Origin of the sequence: Paraburkholderia sp. NPDC080076, assembly GCF_050281145.1 — a bacterium.
GTDB lineage: Bacteria > Pseudomonadota > Gammaproteobacteria > Burkholderiales > Burkholderiaceae > Paraburkholderia.
The window spans coordinates 717839-732454 of sequence record NZ_JBNNWQ010000002.1 but is presented as its reverse complement, the minus strand read 5'-3'; the positions used below and the strand labels follow the sequence as shown (position 1 = coordinate 732454).

13 protein-coding genes and 1 tRNA gene are annotated in these 14616 nt (G+C 63.6%); 9 read left to right on the top strand and 5 right to left on the bottom strand.

Translation table 11 applies throughout. The features are described 5' to 3' along the window. The first annotated feature begins 92 nt into the window (after window positions 1–92). The 6 genes from ACQKRQ_RS10665 to ACQKRQ_RS10640 all read left to right on the top strand — a co-directional run bounded on the left by ACQKRQ_RS10665 (window position 93) and on the right by ACQKRQ_RS10640 (window position 4159). Window positions 93–168, top strand: a tRNA-Phe gene (locus tag ACQKRQ_RS10665). A 389-nt stretch (window positions 169–557) separates the two neighbouring features. Next, complete coding sequence (gene queC, locus ACQKRQ_RS10660) at window positions 558–1292, top strand: 7-cyano-7-deazaguanine synthase QueC (protein ID WP_132376415.1); 735 nt, start codon at window positions 558–560, stop codon at window positions 1290–1292. Window positions 1293–1355: 63 nt separating this feature from the next. Next, window positions 1356–1988, top strand: coding sequence for a 7-carboxy-7-deazaguanine synthase (gene queE, locus ACQKRQ_RS10655; RefSeq protein WP_132376414.1), 633 nt, complete (start codon window positions 1356–1358; stop codon window positions 1986–1988). A 9-nt stretch (window positions 1989–1997) separates the two neighbouring features. Continuing rightward, the gene (queD, locus tag ACQKRQ_RS10650; protein ID WP_427477168.1) at window positions 1998–2441 is read left to right on the top strand and encodes a 6-carboxytetrahydropterin synthase QueD; all 444 of its coding nucleotides are present in this window, start codon (window positions 1998–2000) and stop codon (window positions 2439–2441) included. Between the two features lie 234 nt (window positions 2442–2675). Further along, the gene (locus tag ACQKRQ_RS10645) at window positions 2676–3458 is read left to right on the top strand and encodes an HpcH/HpaI aldolase family protein (protein WP_427476807.1); all 783 of its coding nucleotides are present in this window, start codon (window positions 2676–2678) and stop codon (window positions 3456–3458) included. Then, complete coding sequence (locus tag ACQKRQ_RS10640; RefSeq protein ID WP_132376412.1) at window positions 3455–4159, top strand: tetratricopeptide repeat protein; 705 nt, start codon at window positions 3455–3457, stop codon at window positions 4157–4159. The genes ACQKRQ_RS10645 and ACQKRQ_RS10640 overlap by 4 nt, the downstream gene beginning before the upstream one ends. Window positions 4160–4266: 107 nt before the next feature. On the opposite strand, the gene rodA is transcribed toward ACQKRQ_RS10640, so the two are convergent. The 5 genes from rodA to ACQKRQ_RS10615 all read right to left on the bottom strand — a co-directional run bounded on the left by rodA (window position 4267) and on the right by ACQKRQ_RS10615 (window position 10695). Beyond that, on the bottom strand, window positions 4267–5415 hold the full coding sequence (gene rodA / locus ACQKRQ_RS10635) for a rod shape-determining protein RodA (RefSeq protein WP_132376411.1): 1149 nt from the start codon (window positions 5413–5415) through the stop codon (window positions 4267–4269). Window positions 5416–5425: 10 nt separating this feature from the next. Further along, window positions 5426–7735 carry a penicillin-binding protein 2 gene (mrdA, locus tag ACQKRQ_RS10630; RefSeq protein WP_132376410.1) on the bottom strand — a complete coding sequence of 770 codons (2310 nt, stop codon included), beginning with the start codon at window positions 7733–7735 and terminating at the stop codon, window positions 5426–5428. A gap of 141 nt (window positions 7736–7876) precedes the next feature. Then, on the bottom strand, window positions 7877–8389 hold the full coding sequence (mreD, locus tag ACQKRQ_RS10625) for a rod shape-determining protein MreD (RefSeq protein ID WP_132376409.1): 513 nt from the start codon (window positions 8387–8389) through the stop codon (window positions 7877–7879). Then, window positions 8386–9498, bottom strand: a complete 1113-nt coding sequence (mreC, locus tag ACQKRQ_RS10620) for a rod shape-determining protein MreC (protein WP_427476804.1) — start codon at window positions 9496–9498, stop codon at window positions 8386–8388. The genes mreD and mreC overlap by 4 nt, the downstream gene beginning before the upstream one ends. A gap of 153 nt (window positions 9499–9651) precedes the next feature. Beyond that, window positions 9652–10695 (bottom strand): rod shape-determining protein, encoded by a 1044-nt coding sequence (locus ACQKRQ_RS10615; protein WP_004189550.1) that lies wholly within the window; start codon window positions 10693–10695, stop codon window positions 9652–9654. Window positions 10696–11074: 379 nt separating this feature from the next. On the opposite strand from ACQKRQ_RS10615, the gene gatC reads away from it, so the two are divergent. The 3 genes from gatC (at window position 11075) to gatB (ending at window position 14535) form a co-directional block, all read left to right on the top strand. Then, entirely contained in the window at window positions 11075–11374 is a 300-nt protein-coding gene (gene gatC / locus ACQKRQ_RS10610) for an Asp-tRNA(Asn)/Glu-tRNA(Gln) amidotransferase subunit GatC (protein ID WP_132376407.1), read from the top strand. A 192-nt stretch (window positions 11375–11566) separates the two neighbouring features. Continuing rightward, window positions 11567–13054: an Asp-tRNA(Asn)/Glu-tRNA(Gln) amidotransferase subunit GatA gene (gene gatA / locus ACQKRQ_RS10605; RefSeq protein ID WP_427476800.1), complete on the top strand. Its 1488-nt coding sequence runs from the start codon at window positions 11567–11569 to the stop codon at window positions 13052–13054. A 5-nt stretch (window positions 13055–13059) separates the two neighbouring features. After that, window positions 13060–14535: an Asp-tRNA(Asn)/Glu-tRNA(Gln) amidotransferase subunit GatB gene (gene gatB, locus ACQKRQ_RS10600; RefSeq protein WP_427476798.1), complete on the top strand. Its 1476-nt coding sequence runs from the start codon at window positions 13060–13062 to the stop codon at window positions 14533–14535. Window positions 14536–14616: the final 81 nt, after the last annotated feature.

Genomic DNA, 14616 nt, shown 5'->3' with positions numbered 1-14616 from the left:
CGGCGTTCCGCGCGCGGTTGTCACTTCCGCAGATTTTTTCGACGAGGGGCTTGCCCTGCTGCTGACCCTTTGATATTATTTCGTTCTTCGTTGGCCCGGTAGCTCAGTTGGTAGAGCAGCGGATTGAAAATCCGCGTGTCGATGGTTCGATTCCGTCCCAGGCCACCAGGATTCAGCCCCAGGAAATCGCAAGATTCCTGGGGCTTTTCCTTTTTGTGCCCCTATTGTGACGGGCGTGACGGGCATCCGTTGCTTCGGTTTTCGCGTGCCACGCGGCAGGGCACGCTCGGCGGCATTCGGCGTCGCGTGATAAAATCGCGCCAGTTCAAGGACTTGCACGTGAGTGCGTCGCCTGAGTGCCGCGCGGCAACGCCGCCACCAGCACCGAACCCTTCGCCCGACGATTAACGGTATAAGCGCCCGGCGACTCTGCATGCGGAAGGCGCGGCCTATACTGCTTTGGGCCGGCAGCAGTGCCGGCACGCGTCGCGCCGCGTTGCTTGCATGGCGCACCTCGCGCAGCGCGACGTGGCACTCTTCATTCACGGAGTTTCACGGTGATCCGCAACGACGCTAAACGTAGCGCTCTGGTGCTGTTTTCCGGCGGCCAGGATTCCGCCACGTGCCTCGCCTGGGCGCTCGAACGTTATGAAACGGTTGAGACGCTGGGCTTCGATTACGGTCAGCGGCACCGCGTCGAACTGGAATGCCGCGAGGGGTTTCGCAACGCCGTCGCGCGCGCATTTCCCGCGTGGGCCGACCGCCTCGGCGACGACCATATGATCGATCTGTCGGTGCTCGGCGCGATCAGCGATACCGCCATGACGCGCGAGATCGAGATCGAAGCCACGGCCAACGGTTTGCCGAATACGTTCGTGCCGGGCCGCAATCTGATGTTCATGACCATCGCGGCGGCGATTGCATATCGGCGTGGTTTGCAGGTGCTGGTCGGCGGCATGTGCGAGACGGATTTCTCGGGCTATCCCGATTGCCGCGACGACACGATGAAGGCGTTGCAGGTCGCGCTGAACCTCGGCATGGACACGCGCATCCTGCTCGAGACACCGTTGATGTGGCTCGATAAAGCCGATACGTGGCGCCTTGCGCACGAGCTCGGCGGCGACGAACTGGTCGAGCTGGTGCGCGTCGAGACGCATACTTGCTATGTCGGCGAACGCGCCGAATTGCATGCATGGGGCTTCGGTTGTGGCGAGTGCCCGGCGTGCCGCTTGCGCAAGCGCGGCTACGAAGCGTATCTCTCGGGTGAGAAAGTCACCGAGGCGCCGGTCTGATGACGCTCGGCGCAGCAGCGCAACTCAGGCAATAATTTTCAGGAACACAGGGCAGAAAGCAGCATGACTTACGCGGTCAAGGAAATCTTTTACACGTTGCAGGGCGAGGGCGCGAATGCCGGGCGTCCGGCTGTCTTCTGCCGGTTCGCCGGCTGCAATCTGTGGTCGGGCCGCGAAGAAGATCGTGCCGAGGCGGTGTGCCGCTTCTGCGATACCGATTTCGTCGGCACCGACGGCGAGAACGGCGGCAAGTACCGCACGGCTGACGATCTGGTGCAGATGATCGCGTCGCAATGGCCGGCAGGCGAGGGCGAGCGTTTCGTGGTGTGCACGGGCGGCGAGCCGATGCTGCAGATCGACCCGCCGTTGGTCGACGCGCTGCATGCCGCCGGCTTCGAAATCGCCATCGAAACCAACGGCTCGCTGCCGGTGCTCGAAACGATCGACTGGATCTGCGTGAGCCCGAAGGCCGACGCGCCGCTCGTCGTGACCAAGGGCAACGAATTGAAGGTCGTGATTCCGCAGGACAACCAGCGTTTGTCCGAGTATGCGAAGCTCGACTTCGAGTATTTCCTCGTCCAGCCCATGGACGGTCCGTCGCGCGACATCAACACCAAGCTCGCGATCGACTGGTGCAAACGCCATCCGCAATGGCGCCTGTCGATGCAGACCCACAAGTATCTGAACATTCCCTGATTTGCCGTGCTGACGATTACACGAAAACTCGAATTCGACGCGGGTCACCGCATTCCTGATCACCGCAGCCAGTGCCGTAATCTGCACGGTCATCGCTATGTGCTCGAAATCACGCTGCAAGGCGATCTGGTCGACACCGAAGGCGCGCCGGATCGCGGCATGGTGATGGACTTCGCCGATGTGAAGTCGCTCGCCGTCGAGCATCTCGTCGACAAGTGGGACCATGCGTTTCTCGTCTATGAAGGCGACACGCAGGTGCGCGGTTTCCTGGAAACGATGGCCGGCCACAAGACAGTCGTGCTCGATCGCATTCCTACCGTCGAAAATCTTGCCGCTGTCGCGTTCGACATTCTCGCGAATGTCTACGACGCGCACTACGGCGTGAATCTGCGTCTGTACAAGCTGCGCCTGTACGAGACGCCGAATTGTTGGGCCGACGTGGTCCGCGACTAAATCCGGCGCCGCCTCGTCCCCCGAAGGAAGACTCCGCGGGGGAACGCCAACCCCCGCGTTATTGTCACGGTATGATCGCTCCGACAACCACACGGAGCGAGACATGCCGGTCACCGCATTGCGTCGCAGCAAGCAGCCGGGCCGCCACGGCCCGCGCGCTCATCTGGCCCACGAGGCCAGCATGCTTACCCGCAGTTCAGGCGAAGCGCCGCTTCATCGTCATGGAGCGCGGCGATGAGCACCTTCACCAATCCCCTCAAGTTACGCCTTAAAGAAACCGATCCGCTGTTCGGACTATGGCTCTCGCTCGGCAGCGCCGCCGCCGCCGAAGCGCTCGCGCACGCCGGTTACGACTGGCTGCTGATCGACATGGAGCACTCGCCGAACGATAGCGGCGACGTCGCCTCGCAATTGCGCGCGATCGCTGCCGCGCATCTGCCGAGCGAGCCGGTGGTGCGCGTGCCGTCCAGCGAGGCGTGGCTCGTCAAGCGCGTGCTGGATGCCGGCGCGCGCACGCTGATGTTCCCGAATATCGAATCCGCGGACGAGGCGGCACATGCCGTGCGTCTCACGCAATATCCGACCGCCGGAGCGCTCGATGGTGAGCGCGGCGTCGCCGGCGCGGTGCGAGCCGCGGGGTACGGCATGCGGCGCGACTACGTTCAGACGGCCAACGCGCAGATCGCAACCATCGTGCAGATCGAGTCGGCGCGCGGCTTGCAGGAGGTGGAAAAGATCGCGGCGACGCCGGGCGTCGATTGCCTGTTCGTCGGACCGGCCGACCTCGCCGCGAGCCTCGGTCATCTCGGCGATTCGAAGCACGCCGACGTGCAGGCCGCGATGGCGCGCATCGTCAGCGCCGCGGACAAGGCGGGCATTGCCGCCGGTATTTTTGCCATGGACGTCGCGGGTGCCAAGCAGCATCGCGATGCCGGTTTTCGTTTCATCGCTCTGGCCGCGGACGTCATGTGGATGTTGCGCGCGACTCGCCAGGCGCTGCAGGAGGTGAGGTCATGAAGGGGATGGTGCAGTGCGTCGTGGTGCGTCTGGCAGTCACAGCGGCATTGATGGCGAATGTGGCGGCCTATGCGCAAGACAGCCGCGTCGCGAAGTCGAACGATCCGGAGACGCAAACCGCGGTCGCCGACTACAACGCCGGCAATCTGGGCGCGGCGCTTGCCGAGTTCCGCAAGGCCGCCGAGCGCGGCAGCCGGCTCGCCGAGTTCAACTACGCGATGATGCTGCTCAACGGCGAAGGCGCGCCCGCGAATATCGATGAAGGCAAGAAATGGCTGCGTAAGGCCGCCGACGCCAACATGTCGCATGCGCAATACGTGTACGGCAAGATGTACGACGATGGCGAGTTCGTCGGGCGCGATCCGGTCGAGGCGCACCGCTGGTTCCTGAAGGCGGCGCAGCAAGGGCACGTGCAGGCGGAGTTGGCGCTGGCGAATCAGTTCCTCGATGGACGCGGCACCGAGCGCGACAACAAGCAGGCGTTCGTCTGGTACAAGAAAGCGGCGGAGGGCGGCGACATGACCGCGCAATACGTAGCGGGTTCGTTCTACGAGCGAGGCGGCGACGGCGTGGAGAAGAATCTCAACGTGGCGCGCGCTTACTACGCGGCCGCGGCGGCGCAGGGCGATCCGGCGGCGCGGCTCAAGTATCAGCAACTCAGCGCGCAGTTGCGGGATCAGAAGGAAGTGAAGCCGCAGTAAACCCGAGGCGGCTGATTACGCCGCTGAATACAAAAAGGGGCGCTCCGTGTGTGAAGAGCGCCCCTTTTGCTTGTGGTGTTGTCGGTGCCGTGCGCGGCTTCGCGGCGCTAACTCTGCATCAACCGTTTCTGCCGCGCGACGCTCATGATCAGGCCGATGGCCACCCCCAACGTCGTCAGTGCGGTGCCGCCGTAACTCATGAACGGCAACGGCACGCCGACCACCGGCAAGATGCCGCTCACCATGCCGATATTCACGAACGCGTAGGTGAAGAACGCCATCGTCAACGAGCCGGCCAGCAAGCGTCCAAACAGCGTCGCGCCATTCGCCGCGATATACAGCCCGCGCGCGATCAGCAGCATGTATAGCGTAAGCAATACGATGCCGCCCGCCAGGCCGAACTCTTCGGAGAACACCGCGAAAATGAAGTCGGTGTGCTTCTCGGGGATGAACTCCAGATGCGCCTGCGTGCCCTTCAGCCAGCCTTTGCCAAGCGGGCCACCGGAGCCGATCGCGATGACCGCCTGGATCGTGTGGAAGCCTTTGCCGAGCGGATCGGAGGTCGGATCGAGCAGCGTGCAGATGCGGTGCTTCTGGTAGTCGTGCATCAACGGCCATTGCACTTGCGGCTGACAGATCTTGTCCTGAAACGCCGCGATCGAAGCGACCGCGATCACGCCTGCAATCAGCACCGGCACGATCAACTTGAAACTCAGGCCCGCGAAGTAAATCACGAAGAGGCCGGCCGCGAACACCAGCACGGCGGTACCGAGGTCGGGCTGCTTGGCGATCAGGCCGACCGGCACGGCGAGGATCAACAGACCGACCAGGAAGTCGTACCAGCGCATCACGCCTTCGCGCCGCTGGTAGTACCACGCGAGCATCAGCGGAGTGGCGATCTTCAGGATTTCCGACGGCTGGATCACCACGCCGACATTGATCCAACGCTTCGCGCCCTTGCGCGTGAGGCCGAATAGCGCCACCGCGACCAGCAGCGCGATCCCGAATGTATAGAGTGGAACCGCGAAGCGCATCAGCGTGGTGGGTGGCACATTGGCGAGCGCCCACATCAGCACGAACGTCAGCATGATGTTGCGCAACTGGTCTTCCACGCGGCCGGGAACGTCGAGACTCGCGCTGTACAGCGTGACGATGCCGACGCACAACAGCAGGAACACGATCAGTGCGAGCGGACGGTCGAAGCCCGCGAACATCCGCTTGATGCGGTCGAGCCAGGCGCGCTTGTCGAATTGCATGCCTTTCTCCTTACTCGTCGATGCCGCCGGAAACCGGCTGGCGTGGCGACGTGGCCTGAATGCCGTCATCGCGCGACGGAGCGGCGGCAGTCGGCGCCGGCGCGCTGGCCGGACGGGGTTTGTGCGGGACGCCGGATTTACGCGACGCTGGATTCTTTGCGGCGGTGGACGTCGATGCGGCCACCGGCGCCGACGCAGCAGCCGGCGCGGAGGCAAGCGCTGCCGCGGATGCAGCTTTCGCGGCCGCCGCAGCGGAGGCCGCTGCTGCCGCCGAAGCCGCGCCGGGAATCGGCAGGGCCGTGAAGCCCGCCGCGACCTTGACCGGCTGAACTCCGTCTTGCGGCGGCAACGGTGCGCCGCCGACTTCGGGCGCGGACGCATCTTCGGTCGCCGACGCCGCTGCCTCGATGGCCGCCGCCTGAGCGCCCGGCTTGTTCTTGCCGACGAGATAGTAATCGAGCACCTTGCGCGCGATCGGGCCCGCCGATTCCGCACCCCAGCCGCCGTTTTCGACGATCAGCGCGAGCGCGATTTTCGGTTGCTCGGCCGGTGCGAACGCGATGAAGAGCGCGTGGTCGCGCAAATGCTCAGCGATGGCGTGGCCCTTGTAGTTCGCGCCTTGCAGCGAGTAGACCTGCGCCGTCCCCGTCTTGCCGGCGGCCTGGTATTGCGCGCCGATGAACAGCTTCGACGCCGTGCCGTTGGTCACGACGCCTTCCATCGCGCGCTTGATGATGTCGATGTCCGATTGCTTCACCGCGATCTTGTCGCTTGGGTCGCGCACGACCGGGCGCGTGTCTTTCGTGATCGGATTCTCGATGTCGCGCACGAGGTGCGGCTTCATTACGACGCCGTTGTTCGCGAGCGTGGCCGTAGCGTGAGCGAGCTGGAGAATGGTGAACGAGTTGTAGCCCTGGCCGATGCCCAGACTGATCGTTTCGCCTTCATACCAGCGCTGCTGTTCGGGTTTTCGGTACGCCTTGCGCTTCCATTCCGTGGAAGGCAGGATGCCGCGCGCCTCGCCCGAAATGTCGATGCCGGTGATCTGGCCGAAGCCCCACGGCTTCATGAAGTTGGCGATATTGTTGACGCCGAGGTCGTGCGCGAGCATGTAGAAATACGTGTCGTTCGACACCACGATCGCGCGGTTCATGTCGACCCAGCCCTGGCCCGAGCGCACGTCGTTGCGGAACGTGTGGCCGCCGAAGGTGTACGAACCCGGATCCTGGAAGCCCCAGCCCGGCGTGCGCTTATGCAGCGTGAGCGCGGCGAGCGCCATGAACGGTTTGTAGGTCGAGCCCGGCGGATAGGTGCCGTGCAGCGGCCGGTTGAGCAGCGGGTGATCGGGCGAATTGTTGAGATCGTCCCAGGTCTGCTGGTCGATGCCGTCGACGAACGAATTCGGATCGAAGCTCGGCGCGGACACGAATGCGAGCACGTCGCCCGTGGATGGTTCGATCGCAACCAGCGCGCCGCGACGGCCCGCGAAGGCCTGCTCGGCGACCTGCTGCAGCCCGATATCCAATGACAGCACGAGGTTGTTCCCAGGCGTTGCCTGAGTGCGCGACAACGTGCGCACCGGACGGCCGCCGGCGGTCACTTCCACTTCCTCGAAACCGGTCTGGCCGTGCAACTCGGTCTCATAGCTCTGCTCGACGCCGATCTTGCCGATGTAATCGGTGCCCTTGTAGTTGTTCGCGTCCAGACGCGGATCATAGTGGTCCGGATCGCTGTCGTTCTGGTCGCTGGCGTCGTCGATACGATCCTGGTCGCGCTGCGAAATCCGGCCGATGTAGCCGATCACGTGCGCCGCGGTCGGGCCGAGCGGATATTGGCGGAACAGGCGCGCGCGCACTTCCACGCCGGGAAAACGGAAACGCTGCGCGGTGAAACGCGCGACTTCGTCGTCGGTCAGGCGGGTGCGGATCGGCAGGCTCTCGAAGTTCTTCGAGTCTTCCTGCAGTTTCTTGAAGCGGCGGCGGTCGCGCGCGTCGATCGAGACGACCGTGGCCAGGTTGTCGATTACGTTTTCGAGCGAGTCGTTCAGTTTCGAGGGCGTCAGTTCAAGCGTGTAGGCCGAGTAGTTCTTGGCCAGCACGACGCCGTTACGATCCGTGATGATGCCGCGGTTCGGCACGATCGGCGCGACGGAGATGCGGTTTTCATCGGCTTGCAGCGAGTATTTGCTGTAGTGCCAGACCTGCAGGAACAGGAAGCGGAAGCCGATCAGCCCGAAGCAGACGAACACGAACAGGCCCGCCGCCGCGACGCGCAGGCGGAACTTCGAGAGCTGTTGCTGAGTGTCCTTGAATTCGGTCATGCGATTCTGCAAAAGGCCGGGTGACGGCCATCATGAGTGTGCGCCTTTTCCGGCCGGAACCGGAAGGCATGAACAGCGATGCGCGTCGAGCGGGCCGGCAAAGTGGGTTCCATCAGAACGGCCGGCGGGCTCGATGCGGGATCAAATTGGCCGGGTATCGTCCGGATCGGCCGGGCGGCGCTGCGGCATCAGCAGCAGCACGCTGGTGACCGGCCACAGCGCGGCTTCGACGAAGCCGTCGATCAGATAACCCCAACCCGGAAACGCCGCGCCCGTCAACAGACGGATCACGAACGGCACCAGTTGCGCGACGACCAGCAGCGGCATGACCGCGAAGGTCTGCACGCCGAGCGACATCCACAGCACGCGGCGGTGGATCGTGATCGCGCCGTACGACAACAATGTGTACGCCAGCGCGTGTTCTCCGAGCAGGCTGGCGTTATGCACGTCCATCAGCAAACCGAGCGAAAACGCGATGCCCATGCCGACTTTGCGCGGCTGGTGCACGTTCCAGAACAGCAGCACGAGCGCGACGAAGTCCGGCACGCCGAGGAGGCGTCCCCACGGCATCAGGTTCAGCAGGAACGCCGCGGCGAGGCTGAACGAGATGAAGTAGGGATTGACCGGCTGCAGAATGTATTGCGGACGGTTCATGGCTGGGCCCCTGGCTTGGCTGGCGGCTTCGCGTTCTTCTCAGCGGCCGGTTTCTTTTCGGGGGCGGCCTTTTTCTCCGCGGCGGCCGGTTTGGCCGGCGCTTTTTCGACGGGCTTGGCGGCTGCAGGTTTCTCGGCGGCGGCGGGTTTTTCGCCCGCTTTTGCCGGAGACTTGTCCAGCGCAGCTTTACCGTCCGCCGGTTTGCCGCCCTTTTTCGCTTTGGCGTCTTTCGCGGCCGTGGCTGCGTCGGGCTCTTCGGCCGGACGCGGCGGCACATTGTTCACGTAATGCAGCACCAGCAACTGGCGTGCGCCGCGCACCGGCGCGATCGGCAGGCAGATCACGCGCGCGAACGCCGTGTCGGCTTGTTTGTCGACGCGCACCACCTTGGCGACCGGCAGACCCGGCGGATACACGCCGTCGAGCCCGCTGGTGACGAGTTCGTCGCCGGTTTGAATGTCGGCGCTGATCGGCACGAAGCGCAGATCGAGCGTGTCGCCCTTCGGCGTGCCGTAAATCACACTGCGCAGGCCGGTGCGCACGATCTGTACAGGCACCGCCTGATCCTTGTCCGTGAGCAGCGTCACCTCGGCTTGCAGCGGGAACACGCGCGTCACTTGCCCGATCACGCCGTCTTCATTGACGACCGGCGAACCGTTCTGGATGCCTTGCTGCGCACCGCGGCCGATCACGACCTTCTGCGTAAACGGATCGCGCGTGTCGTACTGGATCTCGGCGGGCAGCGATTCCGTGGTGGAGCGCTGCGACAGTTGCAGCAGCGCGCGTAAATGCGCGTTCTCGGCAGCCAGTTCCGCGGCCGTATTGGCTTGCTGCGAAAGCTGCAGATCTTTGGTGCGCAGTTTGTCGTTTTCGCTGCGCAGCGTGGCGCTGGTCACGGCCAGGTCGGCGGCGCCCACGAACATGTCGCGCGGCACGAGCGCCGCGCGTTGCAACGGATAAAGACCCGCGCCGAGCACGCCACGCACGATTTCGAGCGTTTTGAAGCGTGCGTCGGAGATCAGCAGGGCGAGCGCCAGCACGACGAAAAACACGAGTCGTGCGAGAGCGGACGGTCCTTGCTTGAACAGGGGCGGCGGACTGTATTCCATGGTCGGCGCCGGGGGCGTGAGCGGTTGGGTGAGACGGCGGCGCGCGAGGGACGCGCGTTCAGCACGCGGAGGCTGGTAGGCCCAGCCAACGGCAAACCGGCCCGCAAGGGGCCGTTTGCCTGATCCGCGCTACTGACATGGAGACGGGCTCGCTTACTCGTACGAGAAGATGCTGCCCAGCTTGTCCATGCGTTCGAGCGCCATGCCCGAGCCGCGCACAACGCAGGTCAGCGGGTCTTCGGCGACGAGCACCGGCAGGCCGGTTTCTTCGGCGAGCAGGCGGTCCAGATCGCGCAGCAGTGCGCCACCGCCTGTGAGCATCATGCCGCGCTCGGCGATGTCCGCACCCAGTTCCGGCGGAGTCTGTTCAAGCGCGATCTTCACCGACGACACGATCTGGTTCAGCGGATCGGTGAGGGCTTCGAGAATTTCGTTGCTGGAGATGGTGAAGCTGCGCGGAATGCCTTCCGACAGATTGCGGCCCTTCACTTCCATTTCCTTGACTTCGGAACCCGGGAAGGCGGAACCGATTTCTTTCTTGATGGCTTCGGCGGTTTGCTCGCCGATCAGCATGCCGTAGTTGCGGCGGATGTAGTTGACGATGGCTTCGTCGAACTTGTCACCGCCCACGCGCACGGAGCCCTTGTACACGATGCCGCCGAGCGAGATCACGCCGACTTCGGTCGTGCCGCCGCCGATGTCGACGACCATCGAGCCGGTGGCTTCCGACACCGGCAGGCCGGCGCCGATTGCAGCGGCCATGGGTTCTTCAATGAGGTACACCTGCGAAGCGCCCGCACCGTGCGCGGCTTCCTTGATGGCGCGGCGTTCGACCTGGGTCGAACCGCACGGCACGCAAATGATGATGCGCGGCGACGGCGAGAACATGCGCGATTCGTGAGCAGTTTTGATGAACTGCTTGATCATCTGCTCGGTGACGGTGAAGTCGGCGATCACGCCGTCTTTCATGGGGCGGATCGCCTCGATGTTGCCCGGCACCTTGCCGAGCATCTGCTTGGCTTCCTTGCCGACTGCCTGGATGGTTTTCTTACCGTTGGGACCGCCTTCCTGGCGGATCGAGACCACCGACGGTTCATCAAGTACGATGCCCTTGCCACGCATGTAAATGAGCGTGTTGGCCGTACCGAGGTCAATGGCCAGATCGTTGGAGAAGTAGCTGCGCAAAAAACCGAACATTCAAAATCCTGTCTCGCTGGAAGCCGGGCCTCGCAATGGTTGCGCAGGGCGGCAGCGGAAAAAATAACAGCTTCAACCGGGCGGAAGCGGCGCCACAGGAACTTGAAGCTGCGAGGGAGTCTACCGGAGGCCGGTGCAAAGCCAGGTCAGAAAAATCCGAACTATCTTTGGGAATTGTTCAGAAAGGCCTTGGTAAGTCGGTCCGGGTTTGGGTCGAACGCGTAATGATACCTTATAATTTTGGATGTTTTGAAGGAAACGGACGGCACTTTTTGCCTCCGCTGGCCCCTTTTTCGAGGTCTTCCTCCAGCGTCGTAACCCGCTGTCGCAGCGTTGTTTTTCCGTGCTGCGGCAGTCCACCACATTTTCCGGTGACTGCATGGCTCTGACCCTGACCGATGTAAAACGCATCGCGCATCTTGCGCGGCTCGAACTGGCCGACGCCGACGCTGAGCACACGCTTGTCCAGCTCAACGATTTTTTCGGCCTCGTCGAGCAGATGCAGGCGGTCGATACCACCGGCATCGCCCCGCTTGCCCATCCGATCGAGCAGATCGAAGACGTCGCGCTGCGTCTGCGTGACGACGCGGTGACCGAAACGGTCGAACGCGAAGCTTTCCAGCGCCCGGCGCCGGCTGTGCAGGAAGGCTTGTACCTCGTGCCGAAGGTGATCGAGTAAAACCCGCGCATCGAGCCGGGCGCGGCGCGCGAGCCGGCCTTCCGGCGATGTGCCACCAGCGGCATCTCGCCTCGTGGCTCCGGCGCTTGCATGACCGTTGTCTCCGGCTTCCTCGGCTCGGCTTGCCGGCGGGCAGCCGAACGCCTCCACGGCAGCGTGACTACGCTGCCGCGCTCTTCAGGATAAAACGCAATGCATGAAAAAAGTTTGACCGAACTGCGCGCCGCATTGACGGCCAAGGAATGCTCCGCAGTCGAACTGGCGCAGCTCTATCTGAAGCGGATCGACGCGGCCAACAGCCTGAATGCATTCATCCAGGTCGATCCCGAACTGACGCTCGCGCAGGCGAAAGCCGCGGACGCGCTGCTCCATACCGGCCACGCCGGCCCGCTGGTCGGCGTGCCGATCGCGCATAAGGACGTGTTCGTCACCAAGGGTTGGCGCTCCACCGCCGGCTCGAAAATGCTGTCGAACTACGAGAGCCCGTTCGACGCGACCGTGGTCGCGCGTCTGCAGAAGGCGGGCATGGTGTGCGTGGGCAAGACCAATATGGACGAGTTCGCGATGGGCTCGTCCAACGAGAATTCGTACTTTGGTCCCGTGCAGAATCCGTGGGATGTTAAGGCTGTGCCGGGCGGTTCGTCGGGCGGGTCGGCGGCGGCCGTGGCCGCGCGCCTCGCGCCTGCCGCAACCGGCACGGATACCGGCGGCTCGATCCGTCAGCCGGCGTCGTTCTCCGGCATCACCGGCATCAAGCCGACGTACGGCCGCGTGTCGCGTTACGGCATGATCGCGTTCGCCTCGTCGCTGGATCAGGGCGGTCCGATGGCGCAGAGCGCCGCCGATTGCGCGACGCTGCTCAACGCCATGGCCGGTTTCGACGAACGCGATTCGACCAGCCTCGTGCGCGACGACGAGGACTACACGCGCTACCTCGGCAAGCCGTGGAAAGAAGACAGCGCCAGCAAGCCGCTCGCCGGCTTGCGCATCGGCCTGCCGAAAGAGTATTTCGGCGCCGGTCTTGCCGACGACGTGCGCGCCTCGATCGACGCCGCGCTGAAGCAATACGAAGCGCTCGGCGCGACGCTGGTCGAAGTCTCGCTGCCGAAAACGGAGTTGTCGATTCCGGTGTACTACGTGATCGCGCCGGCGGAAGCGTCGTCGAACCTGTCGCGTTTCGATGGCGTGCGCTTCGGTCATCGCGCCGCGGAGTATCGCGATCTGCTCGACATGTACAAGAAGTCGCGCGCCGAAGGTTTCGGCCCGGAAGTGAAGCGCCGCATTCTGGTCGGCGCGTACGTGCTGTCGCACGGCTATTACGACGCGTACTACCTGCAGGCGCAGAAGATCCGCCGCATCATCGCGCAGGACTTCCAGGAAGCGTTCAAGCAGTGCGACGTGATCATGGGCCCGGTCGCGCCAACGGTTGCGTGGGACCTCGGCGCGAAGGGCGACGATCCGGTGCAGATGTATCTGGCCGACATCTACACGTTGTCGGTGAGCCTCGCCGGTTTGCCGGGCATGAGCGTGCCGTGCGGTTTCGGCGCGGGCGCGAATGCGCAGCGTCCGGTGGGTTTGCAGATCATCGGCAACTATTTCAATGAAGCCCGGATGCTGCAGGTGGCCGACGCGTTCCAGCGTGCGACCGACTGGCACCGCAAAGCACCGGCAGGAGTGTGAGCACCATGGCCAAGCAATGGGAAGTCGTGATCGGTCTGGAGACCCACACGCAACTGTCGACTCAATCGAAGATTTTTTCCGGTACCGCGACGCAATTCGGCGCCGCGCCGAACACGCAAGCCAGCCCGGTCGATCTGGCCTTGCCGGGCACGTTGCCGGTGATGAACCGCGGCGCTGTGGAGCGCGCGATCCAGTTCGGCCTCGCGATCGGCGCGACGGTGGCGCCGCGCAGCATCTTCGCGCGCAAGAATTATTTCTACCCCGATCTGCCGAAGGGCTATCAGATCAGCCAGTACGAAATCCCCGTCGTGCAGGGCGGCCAGGTGACGATTCAGGTTCCGGCCAACGAAAAGGCGGGCAAGGAAGCGTACGAGAAGGTCGTCAACCTCACGCGCGCTCACCTCGAAGAAGACGCGGGCAAGTCGCTGCACGAAGACTTCGCGGGCATGACCGGCATCGATCTGAATCGCGCCGGCACGCCGTTGCTCGAAATCGTCACCGAGCCGGAAATGCGCAGCGCGGCGGAAGCGGTCGCCTACGCCAAGACGCTGCACACGCTCGTGACGTGGCTCGGCATCTGCGACGGCAACATGCAAGAAGGCTCGTTCCGTTGCGACGCCAACGTGTCGGTGCGTCCGGTCGGTCAGGCCGAATTCGGCACGCGCGCCGAGATCAAGAACCTGAACTCGTTCCGCTTCCTCGAAGAAGCGATCCAGTACGAAGTGCGCCGTCAGATCGAACTGATCGAAGACGGAGGCACGGTGGTGCAGGAAACGCGTCTGTACGATCCGGACAAGCGCGAAACGCGTTCCATGCGCAGCAAGGAAGACGCGCACGATTACCGCTATTTCCCCGATCCCGATCTGATGCCGCTCGTGATCGACGCGGCGTGGGTCGAGCGCGTGAAGAGCGAGATGCCGGAACTGCCGGTGGCGATTCAACAGCGCTTCGTGTCGCAATACGGTTTGACGCCGTACGACGCCAACGTGCTGACATCGAGCAAAGCCATGGCCGCGTACTACGAAGCGGTGGTGAGCAAAGTCGGGCCGGCCAACGCCAAGGCCGCGGCTAACTGGCTGATGGGCGAAGTGTCGTCGCAACTGAATCGCGAAGGTCTCGACTTTACTGAGAGCCCGGTGTCGTCCGCGCAACTCGCGTTGCTGCTGCAGCGTATCGCCGACGGTACGATCTCCAACAAGATCGCCAAGGAAATTTTCCTCGCGATCTGGGAAGAGAAGGCCACCGACGAAGCCGCCGCCGATCGCATCATCGAAGCGAAGGGGCTGAAGCAGATTTCGGATACCGGCGCACTCGAAGCGATCATCGACGAAGTGCTTGCCGCGAACCAGAAGTCGGTCGAAGAATTCCGCGCTGGCAAGGAAAAGGCGTTCAACGCGCTGATCGGCCAGGCAATGAAAGCGACCAAGGGCAAGGCCAATCCGGCGCAGGTGAACGAACTGCTGAAGAAGAAGCTGTCCTGAGTTGAAGCTGAACTAGAGAAGCACGGCTGAGGCGTCACGCTTCAGCCACCGCGGGCTGTTGCCGGAAACGAAAGTGGGGCA

Coding starts and splice junctions, on each gene's coding strand:
- rodA (WP_132376411.1), bottom strand. CDS start 5,415: ATGCAATTCGACAAGCGCGCCTGGCTCGACCGCATCAAGCGGATGTTC.
- mreC (WP_427476804.1), bottom strand. CDS start 9,498: ATGGAATACAGTCCGCCGCCCCTGTTCAAGCAAGGACCGTCCGCTCTC.
- gatA (WP_427476800.1), top strand. CDS start 11,567: ATGCATGAAAAAAGTTTGACCGAACTGCGCGCCGCATTGACGGCCAAG.
- gatB (WP_427476798.1), top strand. CDS start 13,060: ATGGCCAAGCAATGGGAAGTCGTGATCGGTCTGGAGACCCACACGCAA.
- ACQKRQ_RS10615 (WP_004189550.1), bottom strand. CDS start 10,695: ATGTTCGGTTTTTTGCGCAGCTACTTCTCCAACGATCTGGCCATTGAC.
- mrdA (WP_132376410.1), bottom strand. CDS start 7,735: ATGACCGAATTCAAGGACACTCAGCAACAGCTCTCGAAGTTCCGCCTG.
- ACQKRQ_RS10640 (WP_132376412.1), top strand. CDS start 3,455: ATGAAGGGGATGGTGCAGTGCGTCGTGGTGCGTCTGGCAGTCACAGCG.
- mreD (WP_132376409.1), bottom strand. CDS start 8,389: ATGAACCGTCCGCAATACATTCTGCAGCCGGTCAATCCCTACTTCATC.
- ACQKRQ_RS10645 (WP_427476807.1), top strand. CDS start 2,676: ATGAGCACCTTCACCAATCCCCTCAAGTTACGCCTTAAAGAAACCGAT.
- gatC (WP_132376407.1), top strand. CDS start 11,075: ATGGCTCTGACCCTGACCGATGTAAAACGCATCGCGCATCTTGCGCGG.
- queE (WP_132376414.1), top strand. CDS start 1,356: ATGACTTACGCGGTCAAGGAAATCTTTTACACGTTGCAGGGCGAGGGC.